This window comes from Sorangium sp. So ce176 (genome assembly GCF_051519835.1).
Classification (GTDB): Bacteria; Myxococcota_A; Polyangia; order Polyangiales; family Polyangiaceae; genus Sorangium; species Sorangium cellulosum_G.
The window spans coordinates 2,988,258-3,008,284 of sequence record NZ_CP150371.1 but is presented as its reverse complement, the minus strand read 5'-3'; the positions used below and the strand labels follow the sequence as shown (position 1 = coordinate 3,008,284).

Annotated in this window: 17 protein-coding genes; 12 read left to right on the top strand and 5 right to left on the bottom strand. The window is 71.2% G+C overall.

The window, feature by feature from the left end:
- Positions 1-390: 390 nt before the first annotated feature.
- Positions 391-1,323: a formylglycine-generating enzyme family protein gene (locus tag WMF42_RS11555; RefSeq protein WP_420894991.1), complete on the top strand. Its 933-nt coding sequence runs from the start codon at positions 391-393 to the stop codon at positions 1,321-1,323.
- A 187-nt stretch (positions 1,324-1,510) separates the two neighbouring features.
- Here the strand turns inward: WMF42_RS11555 and WMF42_RS11550 are convergent, their stop codons facing one another.
- From WMF42_RS11550 to WMF42_RS11540, 3 genes are all read right to left on the bottom strand, one after another.
- Entirely contained in the window at positions 1,511-3,349 is a 1,839-nt protein-coding gene (locus tag WMF42_RS11550) for an IgGFc-binding protein (RefSeq protein ID WP_437691924.1), read from the bottom strand.
- Between the two features lie 379 nt (positions 3,350-3,728).
- Entirely contained in the window at positions 3,729-4,766 is a 1,038-nt protein-coding gene (locus WMF42_RS11545; protein ID WP_437691923.1) for a cytochrome d ubiquinol oxidase subunit II, read from the bottom strand.
- Complete coding sequence (locus WMF42_RS11540; protein ID WP_061607952.1) at positions 4,756-6,180, bottom strand: cytochrome ubiquinol oxidase subunit I; 1,425 nt, start codon at positions 6,178-6,180, stop codon at positions 4,756-4,758. The genes WMF42_RS11545 and WMF42_RS11540 overlap by 11 nt, the downstream gene beginning before the upstream one ends.
- Positions 6,181-6,324: 144 nt before the next feature.
- Between WMF42_RS11540 and WMF42_RS11535 the strand changes: the two genes are divergently transcribed.
- The 3 genes from WMF42_RS11535 to WMF42_RS11525 are packed head-to-tail and all read left to right on the top strand — an operon-like array spanning position 6,325 to position 9,519.
- Positions 6,325-7,635: a thymidine phosphorylase gene (locus WMF42_RS11535; protein ID WP_061607953.1), complete on the top strand. Its 1,311-nt coding sequence runs from the start codon at positions 6,325-6,327 to the stop codon at positions 7,633-7,635.
- Between the two features lie 53 nt (positions 7,636-7,688).
- Positions 7,689-8,765, top strand: coding sequence for a sensor histidine kinase (locus tag WMF42_RS11530; RefSeq protein ID WP_437691922.1), 1,077 nt, complete (start codon positions 7,689-7,691; stop codon positions 8,763-8,765).
- Between the two features lie 49 nt (positions 8,766-8,814).
- Positions 8,815-9,519, top strand: a complete 705-nt coding sequence (locus WMF42_RS11525) for a response regulator transcription factor (protein WP_061607956.1) — start codon at positions 8,815-8,817, stop codon at positions 9,517-9,519.
- Positions 9,520-9,637: 118 nt separating this feature from the next.
- On the opposite strand, the gene WMF42_RS11520 is transcribed toward WMF42_RS11525, so the two are convergent.
- Positions 9,638-10,075 carry a hypothetical protein gene (locus WMF42_RS11520; protein ID WP_061607954.1) on the bottom strand — a complete coding sequence of 146 codons (438 nt, stop codon included), beginning with the start codon at positions 10,073-10,075 and terminating at the stop codon, positions 9,638-9,640.
- A gap of 129 nt (positions 10,076-10,204) precedes the next feature.
- A complete protein-coding gene (locus WMF42_RS11515) occupies positions 10,205-10,672 on the bottom strand; it encodes a DUF3293 domain-containing protein (protein ID WP_061607955.1) in 468 nt (155 codons plus the stop codon).
- A gap of 256 nt (positions 10,673-10,928) precedes the next feature.
- On the opposite strand from WMF42_RS11515, the gene WMF42_RS11510 reads away from it, so the two are divergent.
- The 8 genes from WMF42_RS11510 to WMF42_RS11475 all read left to right on the top strand — a co-directional run bounded on the left by WMF42_RS11510 (position 10,929) and on the right by WMF42_RS11475 (position 20,020).
- Positions 10,929-12,080 (top strand): ABC transporter ATP-binding protein, encoded by a 1,152-nt coding sequence (locus tag WMF42_RS11510; protein ID WP_437691921.1) that lies wholly within the window; start codon positions 10,929-10,931, stop codon positions 12,078-12,080.
- The gene (locus WMF42_RS11505; protein WP_061606276.1) at positions 12,077-12,823 is read left to right on the top strand and encodes an ABC transporter permease; all 747 of its coding nucleotides are present in this window, start codon (positions 12,077-12,079) and stop codon (positions 12,821-12,823) included. The genes WMF42_RS11510 and WMF42_RS11505 overlap by 4 nt, the downstream gene beginning before the upstream one ends.
- On the top strand, positions 12,823-14,526 hold the full coding sequence (locus WMF42_RS11500) for a GldG family protein (RefSeq protein WP_437691920.1): 1,704 nt from the start codon (positions 12,823-12,825) through the stop codon (positions 14,524-14,526). The genes WMF42_RS11505 and WMF42_RS11500 overlap by 1 nt, the downstream gene beginning before the upstream one ends.
- The gene (locus tag WMF42_RS11495; RefSeq protein ID WP_437691919.1) at positions 14,526-16,892 is read left to right on the top strand and encodes a DUF4340 domain-containing protein; all 2,367 of its coding nucleotides are present in this window, start codon (positions 14,526-14,528) and stop codon (positions 16,890-16,892) included. The genes WMF42_RS11500 and WMF42_RS11495 overlap by 1 nt, the downstream gene beginning before the upstream one ends.
- A 78-nt stretch (positions 16,893-16,970) precedes the next feature.
- The gene (locus tag WMF42_RS11490) at positions 16,971-17,870 is read left to right on the top strand and encodes an SH3 domain-containing protein (RefSeq protein ID WP_437691918.1); all 900 of its coding nucleotides are present in this window, start codon (positions 16,971-16,973) and stop codon (positions 17,868-17,870) included.
- A gap of 86 nt (positions 17,871-17,956) precedes the next feature.
- Positions 17,957-18,760, top strand: a complete 804-nt coding sequence (locus tag WMF42_RS11485; RefSeq protein ID WP_061612009.1) for an alpha/beta fold hydrolase — start codon at positions 17,957-17,959, stop codon at positions 18,758-18,760.
- 39 nt (positions 18,761-18,799) lie between these two features.
- Positions 18,800-19,372, top strand: coding sequence for a hypothetical protein (locus WMF42_RS11480; RefSeq protein ID WP_061612010.1), 573 nt, complete (start codon positions 18,800-18,802; stop codon positions 19,370-19,372).
- A gap of 306 nt (positions 19,373-19,678) precedes the next feature.
- Positions 19,679-20,020 (top strand): hypothetical protein, encoded by a 342-nt coding sequence (locus tag WMF42_RS11475; protein WP_061612011.1) that lies wholly within the window; start codon positions 19,679-19,681, stop codon positions 20,018-20,020.
- The last annotated feature ends 7 nt before the right edge of the window (positions 20,021-20,027 follow it).

Here is a 20,027-nt window from a genome sequence, read left to right as displayed (position 1 = left end):
CCGGATCCGATGTTCACACAAGCACAAGCAAAGAACAAGACACGTCGTTCAGCGGCGCCACGACTGCTGGTTTCCCTTGTCTCAGGCCTGACCACCGCTGGATGTGGGCTCGTGCTGGGGCTCGATGAGTTCGCCGACGCTCCCCCCTCCGGGAGCGGCGGAGGCAGCGCGAGCTCCGCGGCCGGAGGAGCACCCTGTAGCGACGGCGATCGAGACTGCGTGGGCGACGTGCCGCGGCAGTGCGCGTCGGGAGAGTGGGTCGCCCAGCGACCGTGCAGCGGAGAACGGCCGGTGTGTTCACAGGGAAGCTGCGTTGCGTGCCGCGAAGGAGAGCGAGATTGCAGCGGCCGTACGCCGCGCCGTTGCGTCGACGGCGTCTGGGAAGATGAGATGCCGTGCCGAGCTCCGTTCCCCGGATGCCGGCTCGGCGTCTGCGTGGCGCCGAGCTGCCAGGGAGGCGGGCCAGGCGCGGGAACGGACTGCGGCGCCGGCCCGGGCGCCGACTGCTGCGGTACGGCGAGCATCCCCGGTGGGACCTTTGATCGGATCAATGCTCCGGTGTACCCGGCGAGCGTCAGCGATTTCCGCCTGGATATCTACGAGATAACCGTGGGGCGGTTCCGCGCGTTCGTGGAAGCAGGGAAAGGCACGCAAGCCGATCCACCCCTCCCTGATGCGGGCGCGCATCCCAGGATTCGAGAGAGTGGATGGGACTCTGACTGGAACAGCGAGCTGACGGCCGACAAAGCAGCCATGAAGGTCGCGCTCAGATGCCCCGATGCGTTCTGGACCGATTTTGCGGAACAGAATGAGAACCACCCCATGACCTGCATGACATGGTTCGAAGCGTTCGCGTTTTGTATATGGGACGGCGGACGCTTACCTACCGAGGCGGAGTGGAACTACGCGGCCGCAGGCGGCGCCGAGCAGAGGCTGTACCCATGGGGAGCGTCGATCGACCCTTCGAAAGCAGCCTACGAATGTTATGGCGACGGGGATCGTGCGGCGAAGTGCAGCATGGCTGACTTTTTACCGGTAGGATCAAAATCTCCGGACGGCGACGCCAGGTGGGGGATGGCTGACATGGCAGGTAACGCCGGAGAGCTGGTACTGGATATGTACGAAATCGGGTTTCCTACCCCGTGCCACGATTGTGCTCGGCTCGAAGCGAACACAGAAGGTCGTATCGTTCGCGGAGGCACGGCATGGACCGATGATCTCTATGTTGCCACCGATGCCCAGTCAGCGGAGAGCCCGCGCAACAGGAATGCCTTCCTCGGCGCTCGCTGCGCGAGGGACCTCGTAGCCGATCTTGATCCGTAGGCCATCACCGCCCGCCTATCCAGCGATGCCGCCCGCTGGATCGGGGCAACCTGAGCGCCACTCAGCCTGTTCAGCGCTCTGGTTGACGCAGGCGATGCGCCGCGAACGACGCAAGGCAAGGAGGCTGGCGCTCAGCCTCCGGCCTCGAAGGTACGGCATTTCAGCTCGGCGACTCGCCGGACAGCGCTCAATTGGCCGTGGGAGGGATCTCGACCTCGTTGATCGGCAGGAACCCGGCGCCGGCAGGATAGGCGTAGGACACCCGGTAGTTCTGCTGGATCGCCCCCCACCCCCAGACCGTAACGCCGAACGGGAGCTCGCTCCGCATCTCGTGTCGTCCGTTCGAACAATTACCTACAGACTCGAAGTTCCCCGTCGAGAGATCGACGATGGTGTACTCGTACTCACCAACAGTCTTCCACCCGCTGAGCGTGCCTGCGCAATCCAGGTCGACATCGGCGAACTCGCCGGTCAGCTTCGACCGGGTACGGGTAACGACGAGGCTCGTCTCCGGGTAGGTCGGGTCCGTGAAGAACACGTAGTAGTCGAGGAATTGAGACGGAGGAACCACGTTGATCCAGTCCGGATCTCCGATGGTCATGTACGCGTTACCGCCTGTCATGTACTGGCCAACATAGAAGGGAGAGTTCACCCCCTGGCTCCTGACGACGAAGGGCTCACCGGCTTCAAACTCGTACACCTCGCCCAGGTTGATGGTATCCGGGGCGCCGTTCGGCTTGGACGGCTCCCAGGAGAGCTCCGTGCCATTGACCATGCCCACGATCCGCCAGGGCGGAGATTCATCGCGATCCGCGATACGGTTCCGATAGCGGACCGCCACGTACTCGTTGCCAGTCGCTCTGACGGGAGCAATCTGCTGCTGTCCCGAATCACAGTCACCGGTTGTATTCGGCACGACCATGCAGGCATGAGCGCCGAAGACGCCAACAGGCTTGGTCGACTCGATGGGGCTTCCGGTCAACTCCTCTGCCTGGGTTATCTGCAAGAACTCACCCGCATTCAACGAGTAAGTCTTCGCCTCACCCTGGCTGGCAGGCTCGACGTTCGTACCTCCCAGGACGTCGACCGACGGCAGGATGGTCACGTCGGTATCATCCTGATGGGCGACGATGGCCAGCGAAGGATATGCGCCTTGGTAGTCTTCCGGCGACACCGACTCTGACTCCGAGTAACCATTGATCGCGACGTAGTTGACGTCCCACGCGCTCGTGGGCAGAAGCAAGGTCGCGGATGTGAAGGCGGCCTTGCCACCGCCGTAGGGGAGCATCTGATATGCCACGACAGGATAGTCGGTCGTGATGTGGAACGCCGAGCCGCGCCCGGTCCCCGGGACGCCCGTCTCCAGATCCAGCGCGCCGGGCTCAGGACAGTCCTCGACGCTCGCCGCGGCGGACTTCCTCGAGAGGAAAAGGACGGCGACCTGCCCGATGGCAAGCCCGTTGTTCGGGTCGTACTTGTCGTAATCGACCTTGCTCAGCGTCTCATTCCACTTGGGAATGTAGGCAAAGTTCTCGGCCGGGAGCTGCTCTCCGCCGCGCTCGACGTTGATCTTGACCGGCAAGTCCCACGTGTTCGCGATCATCGCGGCGAAGCACGCGCCCTTGGTGGTCGGCATCAGCGCCGTCTTCAGCGCCCAGTAGTCGCACCCGTACGAGCTCTTCGACTTCTCCGCGGCCTCGCACGGGTTCGGCTCGCACTTCGCGTTGACGCACCCATACTCCGGCTCACACTCCTCGACCGTCACGCCATTGCAGCTGATCACCTTCTTCAGATCGTTGGAGCACGTGTACTCGCACCGCCCCCCCTCCCCGAAGGTCCCTGCGCTCTCCGTGTCCGCGCCCCCCTCGCCTCCGCCGCCGCTGCTCGTCGCGCCGGGGCCCGTGCCGCTGCCGGTGAGCTCGCTACGGTACGAATCCGAGCAGGCGGCGAACGAGCCCGTCACACCGGCTGTCGCTGCAAGAAGACTCACTATCGCGTGTCGACGGTATCTAGCCATGTTCGCCATCTCTACAGGGCTCCTTCCCCCACAAGCATCCTGAAACTCTTGACTGCGAGCCTAACACGGTTCCCGCGCCCTGGGGAGGCCCGCGAAAGCGCTCGCGTTTTTTCACCGGCCTCGTGAGAGGGGGTTCTGGGTTTCAGGAATGCAATGCGCCACCAGCCCCGCGCCACGACCGTCTAGCGCCCGGACGGATAGCCGCCCTGTTGAGCGAGCCGACCTCACGCCTCTCCAGCGGGTGGGGCGAGGTGTTCAGGAAGTTACGACCCGCTCACGACCGGTCGCGCCCGATTGGGACCGTTCGCGGCCGTTCGCGGCCGACCGCCACCCGTTGCGACCAATTACGACCGATTGCGACCGATTGCGACTTCCACGTACCTCGACCCTACTCCCGCTCATGAACCTCATCGCCGTCGTGCGCAGCCCCCGCCCGGCCGCTCCCGAATATCCGGAAAAGGACGTACAGCGATGGGAACAGCAGCACGAATCCGACGCCGAGCACCCAGACCAGCAATCGCAGCGTCTTCGGGTTCGACGCGGCCCCGGCGAGCGTCACGTCGGGCACGACGAGGAACGGGTACTGAGAGGCCGCCCAGCCCAGCAAGATCAGCGTGACCTGCGCCGCCGCCGCGAGGCGCGCCAGACGGAAGCGGCGGGTCCACAGCGCGAAGAACGCCGCCGTCGCGGCGAGGCCCGTCGTGACGTGAAGCGGCCACGTGATCGGATGATCCGTCAGGCCCTCTCGGATGAGCGGAGCGCCCTGGTACGAGGCCGCGAACGACGCCAGCGCGAGCGCCGCGACCACGCCGCCCGAGAGGAGCGCGCGCCGACGGAAATCGTCGACCAGCGCCGGCTCCGTCGCCTCGTTCGTCAGGTAGACCGCCGCGAGGAACGCGAACAGCGCCAGCGCGAACAGGCCGACCACGAACGGAAACAGCGAGAGCCACGAGGCGAAGAAGCCGCTCGTCACCACCCCGGACGCCACCCGGATCCGACCCGACGCCACCGCGCCGACGATCATGCCGAGCAGCACCGGCGCGATCACGCTCGCCAGCGAGAAGACGAATCCCCAGCGCTTCTGCTGCCTGTCCCCCCGCGAGTCGTAGCTGCGGAAGCTGAACGCCGAGCCGCGAAACACGACGCCCACGAGGAACAGCGTGAGGGGGACGTGCAGCGCGATCGAGATCGCCGCGAAGGCCGGCGGAAACGCGGTGAAGAGCAGCACGATGGCCAGGATCAGCCACACGTGGTTGGCCTCCCAGATCGGGCCCATGACGCGCTCGATCAGCGCGCGCTGCTCCTGCTTCCGCGGGCCGGACGCGAGCAGATCCCAGACGCCGCCGCCGAAGTCGGCCCCGCCAAAGAGCGCATACAGGATGAGCGCCGCCACCATCACCCCGGCGAGGAGCCACTCAACGTGCATCGGCCGCGCCTCCCTCGACCGCGCGCGGCGCGCCGCCGCTGGCCGTCACCCCGGGCGCCCCGTGGCCCCCGCCGCCCGTCGCGCTTCCCCTGCCCGCGCGCGGGCCGCCGCCCGTCACCCCGAGCGGCGCCGCGCGGAGCTGGCGCACGAGCAGGTAGGTCACCATGACGCCCAGGAAGACATAGAGCGCCATGAACATCCAGAAGGGCGCCGCCAGGTGCGGGAACGGGGTCACCGCGTCGCGCGTGCGCATCGCGCCCCGCACGATCCACGGCTGGCGCCCGAACTCCGTCACCAGCCAGCCCGCCTCCATCGCCACGATGCCGAGCGGGCTCGCCAGCACCACCGCCCAGAGGAACGGGCGCTGATCCGGGATCCCCCTGCGGCGCCACGCGAGCACCGCCGCGACAAGCGCGAGCAGCGCCATCGCCGAGCCCGCGGCCACCATCACCTGGAACGAGAGGTGCGTCGCCGTGACCGGCGGCCACTCGTCCCGCGGGACAGCGTCGAGCCCCGGCACCACCGCGTCCGGATCGCCGTGCAGGAGCATCGACAGCCCGCCCGGGATCTCGATCGCATGGTCGACCTTCCCGCGCTCGACGTCAGGCAGGCCGCCGATGAGGAGCGGCGCCCGGGCCGAGGTCTCGAAGTGCGCCTCCATCGCCGCGAGCTTCGCCGGCTGCCCGGCCCCGACCTGCACCGCCGCGTAGTGGCCGACGAACGGCTGAGCCAGCGCCGTCACCCCGGCGATCGCGAGCGTCACCGCGAACGCCTTCCGGAACAGCGGGCTGCCAGGGTGCCGCAGGAGCACGAGCGCGTGAATCCCCGTCATCACGAACGCGGTCGCCTGATAGCACGCCAGGATGCCGTGCAGGGTCTCGTGCTTCCACGGCGGGCTGAACATCGCCGCGATCGGGTCGATGTCCACCGGGCGGCCGGACGCCATCGTGAAGCCGGCCGGGTCGTTCATGCAGGCGTTCACCAGGATCACGAAGAACGCCGAGAGCGCTCCGCTCAGGGCCACCAGCGCGCCGGAGAGCAGGTGCAGCTTCGGCGGGAGCTTGCCGCGCCCGTAGAGATAGATGCCGAGGAAGATCGCCTCGGTGAAGAACGCGAAGCCCTCGAGCGAGAACGGCAGCCCGACCACCTCGCCGAAGGTCCCCATGAAGCTCGGCCAGAGGAGGCCGAGCTCGAACGAGAGCACCGTCCCCGACACGGCGCCGACAGCGAACAGGATCGCCGTCCCCTTCGCCATGCGCTTCGAGAACTCGAGGTAGTCGCGATCGCCCGTACGATGCCAGAGCGCGTCCGCGATGACCATGATCAGCGGCAGCGCCACCCCGGCGGCGGCGAAGATCATGTGAAATGCCAGCGACAGGCCCATCTGGGCCCGGGCGTAGAGGAGGCTGTCCATGAGGCGCCGTGCGGCTCCCTTCCAGAGCGAACGCGACCGGCACCGGATCTGCTCTCCTGCGAAGGCGGCCCGCGCGCTCCCGGGCACCATAGGGACGACCGCGCCGGGGACAAATAGGGTCGAACCCGGCTAAGCTCGGCGCCGATGCAGACCCTTGTCGAGCTCGTCGCGAAGAAGCGCGACGGCGGGCGGCTCTCGGAGGACGAGATCGCGCGGATCATCCGCGCCCACGGCGAAGGCGAGCTCGCCGACTACCAGATGAGCGCGCTGCTCATGGCCGTCTTCTTCCGCGGCATGGACGACGCCGAGACCGTCGCGCTCACGAAGGCGATGCTCCACTCGGGCGACGTCCTCGACCTGTCGAGCGTGCCCGGGCGGAAGGTCGACAAGCACTCGACCGGCGGCGTCGGCGACAAGGTCTCGATCTGCCTCGCCCCCCTCGTCGCCGCCTGCGGGGTGCCCGTCCCGATGGTTTCCGGCCGCGGGCTCGGCCACACGGGCGGCACGCTCGACAAGCTCGAGGCCATCCCGGGGTTCGACGTCGGGCTCGACACCGCCACGTTCGCGCGCATCGTCCGCGAGGTCGGGACGTGCATGATCGGGCAGACCGAGCGGATCGCGCCGTCGGACAAGCGCATCTACGCGCTGCGCGACGTGACCGCCACGGTCGAGTCGATCCCGCTCATCGTCGCCAGCATCCTCTCGAAGAAGCTCGCGGAGGGCATCGACGCGCTCGTGCTCGACGTCAAGGTCGGGCGGGGCGCGTTCATGAAGACCCTGGACGACGCCCGCGCGCTCGGGACCGCGCTCGTGCGCGTCGGCACCGCGGCCGGCAAGCGCGTCTCCGCGCTGCTCACCGACATGAGCGCCCCGCTCGGGCGCACCGTCGGCAACGCGATCGAGACCCGCGAGGCGATCGAGGTGCTGCACGGCGGGGGCCCTGCCGACCTCGTCGCGTGCACGCTCGCCCTCGCCGAGGAAATGCTGATCGCCGGCGGCGCCGCGGCGAGCGCCGCCGAGGCGCGCGTCAAGCTCGAGGCCGCCATCGCGAGCGGCGCGGCGGCCGAGGTCCTCGCGCGGATGATCGCGGCGCAGAAGGGCGATCCGGCCGTGGTGCAGGACGTCGGCCGGCTCCCCAGCGCCCCCGTCGTGGTCGAGGTCGCGGCGCAGGACGAGGGGTACGTCGTCGCCGTGGATCCGCTGGAGATCGGGCTCTCCGCGGTGGCGCTCGGCGCCGGACGGACGCGCGCCGACCAGCGCGTGGACCCCGCCGTGGGGATCGAGCTCGCCGCCGCGCGCGGCGACCGCGTGGACCGCGGGGCGCCCCTCGCCCGCATCCACGCCCGCCGGACGGAGGACGCGCAGGCCGCGGCCGATCGCGTCCGCGCGGCGTTCCGGCTCGGCCCGGCGCCGGCCGAGGCGCCCGCGCTCGTGCTGGAGCGGATCGAGCCGTAGGCCTGCGCCCGAGGCCGCTCGCGGGCGGCGCGGGGTCCAACTAAGCTGCGGTCATGCGGACCCCGCGGCGCGACCTCACCACGCTCGGTTACCGGCGGATCATCCAGCTCCTCGTCTACCTCGTCATCGTCCCCGGCGTGCTCCTGTCGGGCGTCGGCTTCCTCCTGCTCGTGCTCGGCGAGGCCCAGTACAACCTCATCATGGGCATCCTGGTGCTCACGTTCTGCGGGACGCTCGCGACCGGGGTCATCCTCGTGTGGGTCTTCCTCCGGCGCGAGCGCAACCTGTCCGAGCTCCAGGCCGACTTCGTGTCCAAGGTCTCGCACGAGCTGCGCACGCCGCTGACGTCGATCCGCATGTTCACCGAGACGCTCAAGCTGAGGCGCGGCGACACGGTCAGCGAGGACCGCTGCATCGACGCGCTCACCAAGGAGAGCGCCCGGCTCCAGCACCTCATCGACCGGCTGCTCGACTGGGGGCGCATGGAGAGCGGCCGTCGCGTCTACGAGCTCTACGAGCACCACCTCGAGGACGTCGTCGACGAGGCGGTCCACGCCTTCGAGCCGACCCGCGAGAAGCGCAGCGTCGAGCTGGACATCGACGTCGACACGAACCTCCCGCCCGTGCTCTGCGACCGGAGCGCGCTCGTCGACGCGATCGTCAACCTGCTCTCGAACGCCTACAAGTACGGCGGTCAGCCGAGGAAGATCTGCGTCTCCGCGCATGTCGTCAACCGGTCGGCGCTGATCACCGTCCGAGACAACGGCAAGGGCATCGCGCGCACGGAACACAAGCGGATCTTCGAGAAGTTCTACCGGGTCGACGATCTCCTGGCCCGGCAGCAGGAGGGCTCCGGGCTCGGGCTGTCGATCGTCAAGCACGTCATCCGCGCGCACGGGGGCAGGATCCTCGTCGACAGCGAGCCGGGGAAGGGCAGCACGTTCACGCTCATGCTGCCGATCCGGAACGCGCCCAGGACGAGCGCCGCCGTGAAGCATTCGCCGGACGCGCCGGGCGTCGCGGACGCGCCGGGCGCCGCGCCCGGCGGCGCCCCCGCGCGTGACGCCGTCGCCGTCGCCGCGCCCCCCGAGATCGCGAACCACGCCGCCGGAGCGGACGCGCCGCCGTAGGCGCGGCGCCTCCGGTCCGGACATGGACATGCTAGAGGACGTCCCCAGCATGACCCGGAACCCTCAAGCCTCAGCGCGGACCGTCCTGCTCGTGGAGGACGATCCCAGCATCGCGATGGGTCTCGAGATGAACCTGACCGCGGAGGGCTACCGCATCCTCGTGGCCGAGGACGGCGAGGCCGGGCTCGCGCTCGCCCGCGCGGGCGGGATCGACCTCATCATCATCGACGTGATGCTCCCGCGCCTGAACGGCTTCGAGCTGCTCCGCATCCTGCGGAGCGAGCGGCGCACCCTGCCGGTGATCATGCTGTCCGCGCGCGGCGCCGAGATGGACAAGGTGATGGGCCTCGAGCTCGGCGCCGAGGACTACATCACGAAGCCGTTCAGCCTGGCCGAGCTGCTCGCCCGGGTGAAGGCGGTGCTCCGGCGCGACGCGATCGCGCGCGCGAACGCGGAGCAGCTCCGCGCCGGCGACATCGTGATCGACCCGGCGACGCGCGAGGTCCGCCGCGGCGACGCGCTGATCGAGCTCACGGCGACCGAGTTCGACGTGCTGCTCTGCCTCGCCGAGGCCGCCGGCCGGGTCCTGTCCAGGGAGCAGATCCAGGCCAAGGTGTGGGGCCCGACGCACCACGGGACCCCGCGCACGATCGACAACTTCATCCTCCAGCTCCGCAACAAGCTCGAGGACGACGCCGCCGCGCCGCGCCACCTCGTGACGGTGCGCGGGGTCGGCTATCGCTTCGTGCCCTGATCACAGGGCGCCGGCCGCGGCGCGCATCGTCGCGCCGCGCGACGCTCGCGCGCGCCTGTCTGCCTGTCCACGACCGACGCGATCGCCCGCTCGAGCCCGGCCCGGCGGGCCGGCCTCTTCAGGGCGCCTGACAGAACTTGTTGATGTTGTCGACCAGCGGATCTTCCTGCTTGATCGCCTTCTCGATCGCGGCCTGAGCGGTGTTGCTCTTGTCCGCGTCGTTCGCGTCGGCGGCGGTCGCGAGGTCGCGCGCGGCCTTGGCGACGTCCTTGGCCATCGCCTGGTACTCGCCCGAGAACTTCTGCAGCTCCGGGGTGGTCAGCTTCACCTGCGCCGCGTCGGCCGCCACCTTGTCCATCGCATCGGCCATCGCCTTCAGCTCGCTCGACCCGCCCTGGTCGGTGCCAGCCTTGGTGCCCTTCTCGATGCTCTGAACGCCCTTGTTGATGACCTCGATGAGCGCGTTGCACTCCGAGACCTTGTTCTGGCCGCAGCCGCCAGCGCCGGCGACGAGCCCGAGCGCGGCGAGCGCCGCGAGGGTGACCTGGGTGCGCATTCTGCTGTGTCTCCTCATATGGTGAGCGAGGCCGGTCCGCCCATCCCTAAACGCCTGGGCATGAACCCACATTTTGCGGGTATGTTTCAACATGGAATCGGCGATCCGCGTCCGCGTCCGCCCTCAGCGTCACGACCGAACGCGCCAGTTGCCCTGGAAAGTTCGGCCGATGTCGTCCGCCGTCGGGTCCGTGATGATGAGCTCCGGTCGGCCGCCTTGCGCGAAGACGATCGTGTTCTGCCGGAAGACCCGGCCGAAGGCGATCGCCTCGTCGCGGTCCATGCCGTGGACGAGCCAGGCCGGCTCGCGCCAGATGCCCTCCGGCTCGGCCTCGGATCCCACGCACGGCTCCACCCTGTAACACCCGAGGATCAACAGATCGCGGAGCACGTGGTGGCGCTGATCGTTCACCCGGCGAGGGATGAGCATCGACCGCGGGTTGTAGGCGGTGAGCACGGCGAACTTGCGGGTCAGCAGGTCCGGGAGCCCAGCCTGGTCCTGGACGATCTCGCCGTCCAGCGACACGCGCAGCGTGCCCGCCGCCGTGGGGAACTCGTAGATGGTCGAGAAATACGACCGGAGGAGCGTCTGATCCATCGTGGTGAAGCGGTGGGTGTGAGGGGGCCGCGGCGCTCGGCGCACCGGGTGCGTCGCATCGCGGAGGGGCCCGTGGCCTGAGCGCCCGGGCCGCCGGGCGCGACGGCGGAGGGTTACCAGAGACGCGCGGCTCTGGCTACTCGGCGGCGATCGTCGCGCCCCGCCTCCACCGCGGCGCCCGGACGCCCGGCGCGCGCTTCCCCTACCCCGCCCGGTGCGCTAAGCGTTCCGCGCGATCGTTCCAGCGTGCTCGCGCGTGCACGCACGGCTCGCCCGCGCCGACGGCCCCGACCCCCCCGATGTCCCGATGATCGAGGTCGAGCACCTCTCCAAGTCCTACGGTCCTCACCAGGCGGTGAGCGATCTCTCGTTCCGGGTGGACCAGGGCGAGATCGTCGGCTTTCTCGGCCCGAACGGGGCGGGCAAGAGCACGACCCTGCGCATCCTCGCGGGGTTCCTCGGCGCGACCTCCGGCCGCGTGCGGGTGGCCGGGTACGACATCGCGGAGGAGCCGATGCGCGCGCGGGCCTCGCTCGGGTACATGCCCGAGACCTCGCCGCTCTACCCGGAGATGCGCGTCTCGGAGTACCTCGCCTTCCGCGCCGAGCTGAAGCTCGTGCCCCGGCGCGCGCGCCGCGAGGCTGTCGCGCGCGCCCTGCGCGACGCGCGCGTCGAGGACGTGGCGAGCGTCATGATCGGCCACCTCTCGAAGGGCTACCGGCAGCGGGTCGGCCTCGCGGACGCGCTCGTCAGCGACCCGCCGCTGCTCATTCTTGACGAGCCGACGGCGGGCCTCGATCCAAACCAGATCCGCGAGGTGCGCGCGCTCGTGCGCCGGCTCGGGCGCGACCGCACCGTGCTCCTGTCGACGCACATCCTCTCCGAGGTCGAGGCGACCTGCACGCGGGCGGTCGTGATCGCGCGCGGGCGGCTCGTCGCGGAGGGGTCGATCGACGAGCTGCGCGCGATGCGCCGGGCGCGGGACGTCGGCGGCGTGCGCGCGATCGTGCGCGGCGCGGCCGACGCGGCGCTCGCGGCGGCGCGCGGCGCGGCGGACGTCCGCTCGGCCGAGGTGGAGCCGGCCGGCGACGCGGCGCGGCTCACTGTCGAGTTCGACGCCGCCGCCGACCCCGGCGAGGCCACCGAGGGCCTCGTGCGCGCGCTGGTCGGCGCGGGCGTCGGGGTGCGCGAGCTCGTCCCGCACGCCCCCTCGCTGGAGCAGGTCTTCTCCGAGCTGACCGCCGGCGACGGCGGCGGCGAGCAGGGCGCCGCCGGGGAGCCGGCCGCCCCCGGGCCGGTCGGCGGCAGCGAGGCGCCCCCGCGGGCGTCCCGGAAGAAGGGCGTCGCGGGGCGCCGCGGCGAGGGCGGCGCGGGCGGCGCGGGCGGCGCGGAGAAGGAGCAGCGGTGAGGGGCTTCTGGCCGATCTTCAAGCGCGAGCTCTTCTCGCTGTTCGTGACGCCGCTCGCGTGGGTGCTGATCACCACGTTCCTGATCGTGCAGGGCGTGCACTTCTTTCTGATCGCGACCCAGTTCGCGGGCGAGGTGGAGCTCTCGGCCGACACGGGCCCGGTGCAGGTCTTCTTCGGCCAGACGATCCTGATCTACCTGCCGCTGCTCTTCGTGTGCCCGCTGCTCACGATGCGGCTCTTCGCCGAGGAGCGCAGGAGCGGCACCATCGAGGCGCTGCTGACGGCGCCCGTCGGGTCCACCGGCGTCGTGCTGGCGAAGTACGCCGCGACGCTCGTGACGTACGTCGCGATGTGGGCGCCGACGCTGCTCTACGTGGTCCTCATCGGAAGGACGGGAGAGCTCGACTGGCGGGTCGTGGGGTCGAGCTACCTCGCCGTTGTCGCGATCGGCGCCGGCTACCTCGCGATCGGGACGATGACGAGCGCGCTCACGAAGAGCCAGCTCATGGCCGCGGTGCTCAGCACGATGGCGGTGATGGGCCTGTTCATCCTGGGCATCGGGGAGTTCATCTTCCCGGACGGTCCGGCGCACGACCTCTGCGCCTACGTCTCGGTGTGGACGCAGATGAACGATTTCTCCCGCGGGATCGTCGACCTGCGCCGGCTCGTGTTCGACGCCACGGTGATCGCGCTCCCGCTGTTCGTGACCGTGCGCGCGGTGGACGCGTGGAGGTGGGGCTGATGGCCGAGGAGCAGCCCCGCCAGATCCCTCCGCCCGCGCAGGCCGGGCCCCCGCCTCCGGGCACCTCGCTCGGCGAGAAGCTGTCGGCGAGCGTCGGCATCATCGCCGCGATGGTGCTCGCGGTGCTCGTCAACCTGCTCGTCGCCCGCCACTACCGGCGCTGGGACTGGACGCAGGGCGGCCTGTACACGCTGAGCGACGCGACGGTCTCGACGCTGCGCGCGCTCGAGGAGCCGATCCGCGTCTACGTCCTGCTCTCCGAGGGCGACCCGCTGACGCTCTCGGTGCGGCACCTGCTCGACGCGTACCGCGCCGAGACGTCGCGGATCCAGGTCGAGGTGACCGACCCGGACCGGCGCCCGGCGGAGTTCCTGGCCGTGCAGCAGCGCTATGGCGTCGTGGCGGGCAAGACGGAGGACGGGCGGATCGTCACGGACGCGGCCGTCATCGTCGCGCGCGGCGACAGGCCGCACTTCCTGACCGCGAGCGACCTGGTCGAGGTCGAGGACGAGGACGACCTGCGGGCGCGCCCGCGGCTCGAGCAGGCGCTGACCGGCGCGATCCGGAGCGTCGTGCGCAGCGAGCGGCCGATGGTCTGCTTCGCGGGCGGCCACGGCGAGAAGTCGATCGAGGTCGGCGGCGCCGGGGGGCTCGCGGCGCTCAAGGACCGGCTCAACAAGAACAACTACGACGTCGTGGAGCTCGACGGCGGCCACGGCGATCACGACCACGACCACGACCACGGCGACGAGCCCGGCGCCGCGCCGAAGGAGCCCGCGCCGGAGGTCGATCTCGGCCGCTGCCGGGTGCTCGTCCTCGCCGAGCCGAGCCAGCCCGTGCCCCCGCGCGACGTGGCCCGCTACAGCGCGTTCATCGAGAAGGGCGGCAGCGCGCTGCTCGCGCTCGGCCCCGTGCCCGACGAGAGCGATCAGCGGTACGTGGACCTCGGGCTCTCGGGCCTGCTCGCCGTGGCGGGGGTCGAGCTCCGGTCGGACTTCGTGTTCGAGCTCGATCCGAAGCTCCGCTCGACGCAGGGCTTCGGCGAGACCTTCTCGCCGATCGTGAAGCCGCACCCGATCACCGAGGGGCTCCTCAAGGCGGCCGATCAGGGCCTCGGCCCGGTGCTCACGGTGGCGAGCTCGCTCGCGCCCGCGAAGGCCGGGCCGGTCGCCCCGGCGCCGCTGCTCGTCACGAGCGACAGGGCCTTCGGCATGGTCGATTTCTTCGGCTGGGCCAGGGACCCGTCCGAGCCGAAGCCGCGCGACGGCGATCACCCGGGGCCGCTCACGGTCGCCTACGCCGCCGAGCTGCCGAAGCCCGCGGGGTCGAGCGCCGCGCACGGGCCGCGGGTCGTGGTGATCAGCTCTCCCAGCGCGCTCTACGGCGCGAACTGGCAGAGCCCCGAGCTCCGCGGGACGGCCGTGTTCGTCGAGAGCGCGCTGTCCTGGCTCGCCGCGAGCCCGCCCATGCTCGACATCCCCGACAAGCCCGCGGTCACGGCCGGCCTCCGCCTCAGCGAGGACTCGCTCGCCGGCATCTTCCGCTACGTCGTCGTGTACATGCCGCTCGCGGCGGCCTTCTTCGGCCTCGCCGTGCACCTCTCGCGGCGCGGCTCCGAGCGCCGCGCCGGCGGCAAGGGCGGCCCCGGCTCGCCCGCCGGGCGCGGCTCGTCGGGCGGATCCGAGCGCGAAGGGGCCCCGTGATGCGGTCCCTCCGCCGGCACGCGACGACGCTGATCCTGGTCGCGCTCGCCGCCGCGGCCGCCGTCGTGCTCCTCGTGCTCGACAGGGGCTCGGTGTCCACGGACGAGGCCGAGCGCCGCCGGAAGAACCTCTTCGAGGCGTGGCGGCCCGACGAGATCACCGAGCTCACCGTGACGATGGCGTCGCCCGGCGCCCCGCAGACAGCGCGGCTCACCCGCGGCGAGGTCAACGACGCGGGCCAGCGCCCCTGGAACGTCGAGATCGACGGGCAGCGCTACCCCGCCGACGAGCCCACGGTCGACCAGCTCCTCGGCACCCTGGAGTTCGCGACGGCGGAGCGCCGCGTCTCCGCGGACGCTGTCGACGCGGCCGCCCTCGGCCTGGCCTCGCCCCGGCTCACGATCGCGCTCGCGATGGGCCCTCGCCGCGAGCGGCTGCTGCTCGGCGGCGGCGCCCCGACGCCGCCCGGCGCCGTCTACGCCGAGGTCGCCGGCCGGGGCGTCTTCGTCATCACGAAGCAGCTCGCCGCGGCGCTCGACGTACCGCCGGATCGCCTCCGCTCCCGGAGCTTCGTCCCCTACCTGGCCTCGGAGCTCGCGGGGCTCACGCTCGACGGCGACGGCGGCCCGCGGCGCTTCTCGCGCGCCCCCTGGGCTGGCGGCCGCGGCGCCGGCTTCCGCTTCGCCGAGGGCTCGCCCGAGGGCAGCGGCGTCCGGGTCAACGCGGAGGCGATGGACCGCGTTCTCTCGACGCTCGGCCGCCTGCAGGCCGACGGGTTCCTCTCCGACGAGGCGGCGCAGCAGGCAGCGGCCTCCGGCGGCCCCCGGGTCACGCTGACGCTCCTGCCGAGCGACCCCTCGGCGAAGCCCGGCGTGATCGAGCTCGGCGGCGCCTGCCCGGACCGGCCCGACCACGTCGTCGCGCTCCGGCGCGAGCCCACGCGCGCGGCCGCCTGCGTCCACGAGAGCGCGCTCGATCCGCTCACCGAGGACGCGTCGCGCTTCGTCGACCTCGCCCTCGTCGGCGCGCCGCTCGACGAGGTCGCCGAGGTGAAGCTCGCGGTCGGCGAGCGCGGCGAGCGCTCGCTGGAGCTCGCGCGCGCCGGCAGCGAGTGGCACCTGCGGTCCCCGGAGGACCGGCCCGTCCCGACCGAGACGGGCCGCGCCCTCGTGCAGGCGATCCTCGACGTCCGCGCGACGCGCCTGCTCCCGACGGCGAGCGACCCCCGGGCGCTCGGCCTCGACCCGCCGCGGGCCACGCTCCGCGTCCTCTCGACGCCGCCGGAGTCCCCGGGCGAGGGCGAGCCGCAGGAGCGGATCGAGACGCTCGAGATCGGCGCCGAGCAGGCCGGCGTGGTGCACGTCCGGCGGCTCGAGGACGGCGCCGTCGCCGAGATCCCGGCCGCGGCCGCCGGGGCGCTCCTCCCCTCCGAGGTCTCGCTGCGCTCCATGCAGGTGTTCGATCTCCCGCCCGATCGGATCAGCGCGCTGCGCATCGAGCGCCCTGGCCTGGTCCAGCGGCTCCGCCGGACGGGCGACGGCGCCTGGCGGCTCGTCGAGCCGAGCGGCGAGGGCCTCGCGGCCGACGCCGCGCTCGCGGAGGAGCTCGCCGAGCTGCTCGGCGGCCTCAAGGCCGAGCGATGGGTCGCGCCGGACCCCGGCCAGAGCTACGGGCTCGCCGCGCCCCGGCTCGTTGTCGAGGCCGAGCTCAGCCCCGCGCCCGAGCCTGACGGCGCCGCGGGCAGCGCCGGCGCGCGCTCGGCGCGGGTCGAGCTCGGCGCGCGCGCCGGCGCTGGCTCGTTCGCGCGCGCCGGCCAGGGCGCCGCGGTGTTCGTCGCGCCGCCGGCGCTCGAGGCCGCGGCCGGGCGCCTGCTCCTCCGCCGCGACGTCTTCGCCGTCGCGCCCGAGGACGTCGCGCGGGTGACGCTCACCCCGGCCAACGGCAAGCCGGTCGTCTTCGAGGCCTCCCCGGGCGGCTTCACCGTCGCGGGGGCGGCCGATCAGGCGAGCGCCACCGCCGCCGCCGCGGGCGTCCGCGACGCGCTCGCCGACCTGCGCGCCGAGGGCGCAGTCGCCCTGGGCAAGCCCGAGCAGCACCACGGCCTGACCCCGCCGCGGCTCCGCATCGCCGTCGATCTGGCCCGGCCGCCCGCCGCGCCGGCCGCGGGCGGCGCGGGCGCGCCCCGCCCCCCGGGGGGGTCCTTCACGATCGCGATCGGCGCGGGCGACGCTTTCCGCGGCACGAACGTCGTCTATGCCCGGCGCGACGGCGTGAACGCGGTGTACGCCATCGCGCAGTCCAGGGTGCGACCGCTGCTCGATGCGGCCGGCGTCGCGGCGGCCGCGGCGCCCGCGGGTCCCCGCTGAGCGGCCCTGCGTGAACGGACTATTTCGTTCTGGCGGCCCACCTGTGCTAGGCGACGTGCAGGCATGGCGAAGGCGGACATGGCGAAGAGGCAGCGCCAGCTGACGGTCGACATCCCCCGTCCAGGCGATGAGCAGCCGGTCTGGTCGCGGGTGGGGGTGATCGCGCTCGTGGGGTTCGTCGTCGGGGTCGCCTGGCCCCGGCTGGCCGGCGTCCGCATCGGCCCGAGCGTCCCTGGCGACCTCAAGCCGACGACGGCCGAGACAGCGGCCCCCGCGGCGCCCTCCCCCGCGGCCGCCGCGCCCGGCACCGCCGAGCCCGACGCCGGGCCGCCGGAGGCCGCCGCGAAGAACCAGCAGCAGATCGTTGTCGGCCCGGGCAGGATCACGCGCTGCTCGGACAAGAAGAACAAGAAGATCGAGGACTGCGGCGAGCTCCTGTTCGACCCGATCGCGCTGCCGCGGCTGAAGGAGCTCGCGCAGTGCCCGGCGGCGCTCGGCGTGGAGGGCAAGCTCCCGATCGGCTTCGAGCTCAACTTCGAGAAGAAGGAGGTCCAGGTCGTCAAGGGGAAGAAGGCGAGCCTGCCCGCCTCGACGATCAGCGGCATTCTCCAGTGCGCCGCGCGCGAGTTCTCGAACGTTTCCCTCGAGGAAGTCCCCCACAAGTACCGCCGTTACTCCCTTGTTTACACCGCCACCTTCGTCCCCCCGGGCGCGCAGGCGGAAGCTCCGAAGACAGGGGCGGGCAGCGAGGAGCAGGAGCGGGCTGCCGGCACGACAACGAGCGAGACAGCGGCGAGCGGCCTTGCCACCGTGAGCTGGGATACCGCGCTCGTCCGTGGGGCGCCCAAGGAGGGAGATGTGGTCATGCGCCTCGTGCGTGGGACGCGCGTCAAGCTCGTTGGCCGACAGAACGATTGGTACAAGATCGAGCACCGGGGGAAGACAGGATGGATGTACCGCGGCGCCATCGGCCTCTAGCCGGGTTTGCCGCGGCCGGCGCCGCGCTGACGCGCCGGGGTGGCCGCGCCTGACCAACCTGGAACCGATCCTCCAGGAGGTGCTCGATGGCTCGGTTGGACCTCGGAGGCTGTGAGCTCTATTACGAGGAGCTCGGACACGGTCGCCCGATCGTGTTTCTCCACGGCGTCTGCATGAGCGGCCGTTTCTTTCACCGCCAGCTCCCGTATTTCGCCGCTCGCCACCGCGCCGTCGTGCCCGACCTGCGGGCGCACGGCCGCTCGACCCAGGTGCCGTCGGGCCACACCCTCCCCACCTATGCGCGCGATCTCCGCGTGTTCCTGGAGCGGCTCGCGCTCGACGGGGTGGTGCTCGTCGGGTGGTCGATGGGTTGCCTCGTGATCTGGGAGTACGTGAGGCAGTTCGGGACCTCGCGCCTCGCGGCGGCCGTGCTCGTCGAGCAGTCTCCCTCCGACTTCAAGTGGCCAGGCTGGCCGTTCGGCGCGTTCGACCTCCCGGCGCTGACGGAGGCGATGGATCAGCTCCAGACGGACCGCGACACCTTCGCGCACGAGTTCATCTCTCTCATGTTCAAGGCTCCGCCGGGCGAGGCCGACCGGCGGTGGATGTTCGATGAGATCACCCGGATGCAGGAGTCGATCGCCGGGTCGATCCTCTTCGATCAGACGATGCGGGATTATCGTCCGGTCCTCCGCTCGCTCGCGGTTCCATCGCTGGTCGTGGTGGGGCGGGACGAGAAGCTGGTCCCGGTCGCTGCCGGCGAGCACCTCGTTCGCCACCTCCCCGACGCGCGGCTCCTCGTCTTCGAGGAGAGCGGCCACTGCCCCTTTCTCGAGGAGCCGGACCGGTTCAACGAGGAGGTCCACCGGTTCATCCGATCGCTGCCTTGATGGCGGCGCCCGCCGGTTCGCGTAGAATGGCCGGGTCCGATGAGGCGCAAGCTCTCGCTCCCCCTGATCAAGCTGGACAACCCCGTTCGCCTCGCGGCATCTGCCTCCCCGAAGCCGACGGCGGACGACGTGCGCGAGCGCCTCGGCGGGCGCGCGTCGACCGAGCCGGGCGTGGGCGAGCTGGTCACGCTGACCACCGCCGCAGGCAAAGCGCTCCCCGGCGTGGTCCTGTTCAGGCGCGGCGCCAGGGTCGACATCTGGATCGATGCCGGCGAGACAGAACCGTCCGTCCAGGACGAACAAATGCGTTCTTCTCCCGCGCGCGCCACGATCAGTCGTGGCGTGGTTCACCGCGCGCAGCCCGCGGACATCGGGCCGCTGCGCGTCCCCGCGCCGGAGTCGCTCGTCGCGATCGCGTCCGACGCGCGCGTCTTCGCTGCCCTGAGCGAGGGCCAGCGCATCCGGTTCCAGGACGGCGGCGATCTGGCCGAGGGCACGCTGGTGGAGAAGTGCCGCTTCGGCGGCCTGGTGCAGCGCGACGACGGCGTCCTCCTCGGCGTCGGCTTCCGGCGGCTCTGGCCGGCGCAGCCCGCGGACGCGAAGCGGAACTGAACGAGGCCGCGCGAAGCCGCGTGGTTCTGTGCGATGAAAGGCCGAGGCCCCCCGCATGAGCGGGTATCCATGCTCGACATCGCTCGTCGCCGGCGGAGGATCATCCGTCGAGGCGTCCGATCTCGCTCATGGTGCCTGGCAGCAGCGGAGTCTCCGCCGCCCCGCGGGAGCGCGACGGGGGGCCCGCGGAGGCCGCGCCGAGCGGCCCGGGACGGCGAACGTGCGGCTTGTACCTCCTCCGCGGACGCGATAGACAAGCCACATCATCGTCGCTCGCGCGCAGCGCGACCAGGTTGGAGGTACACGTTGAAGCTCGCTTGCCCGTTCACGGTCGCCCTTGCGCTCGCCCTGCTCCCGGGCTGTGGGAGCTCGATCTCGAACCTGTGCGAGGACAGGTGCGATTGCACCGGGGACTGCAGCCCGGATGACGAAGACGACTGCATCGACAACCTCGAAGACGCCGAGCGCGAGGCGGTGTCACAGGGCTGCGAGGAGCAGTTCGACGAGGCCATCTCGTGCGTGGAAGACGAGTTCGCGTGCCGGGGTGGGAACGTCGACGTCGACGGATGCCGCCAGGAGGTCGACAACCTGGGGCGCTGCACCGATCTCCCGACCGGCCTCCTGTTCTGGGCCGCCATCAACGACTGAGGGGCGC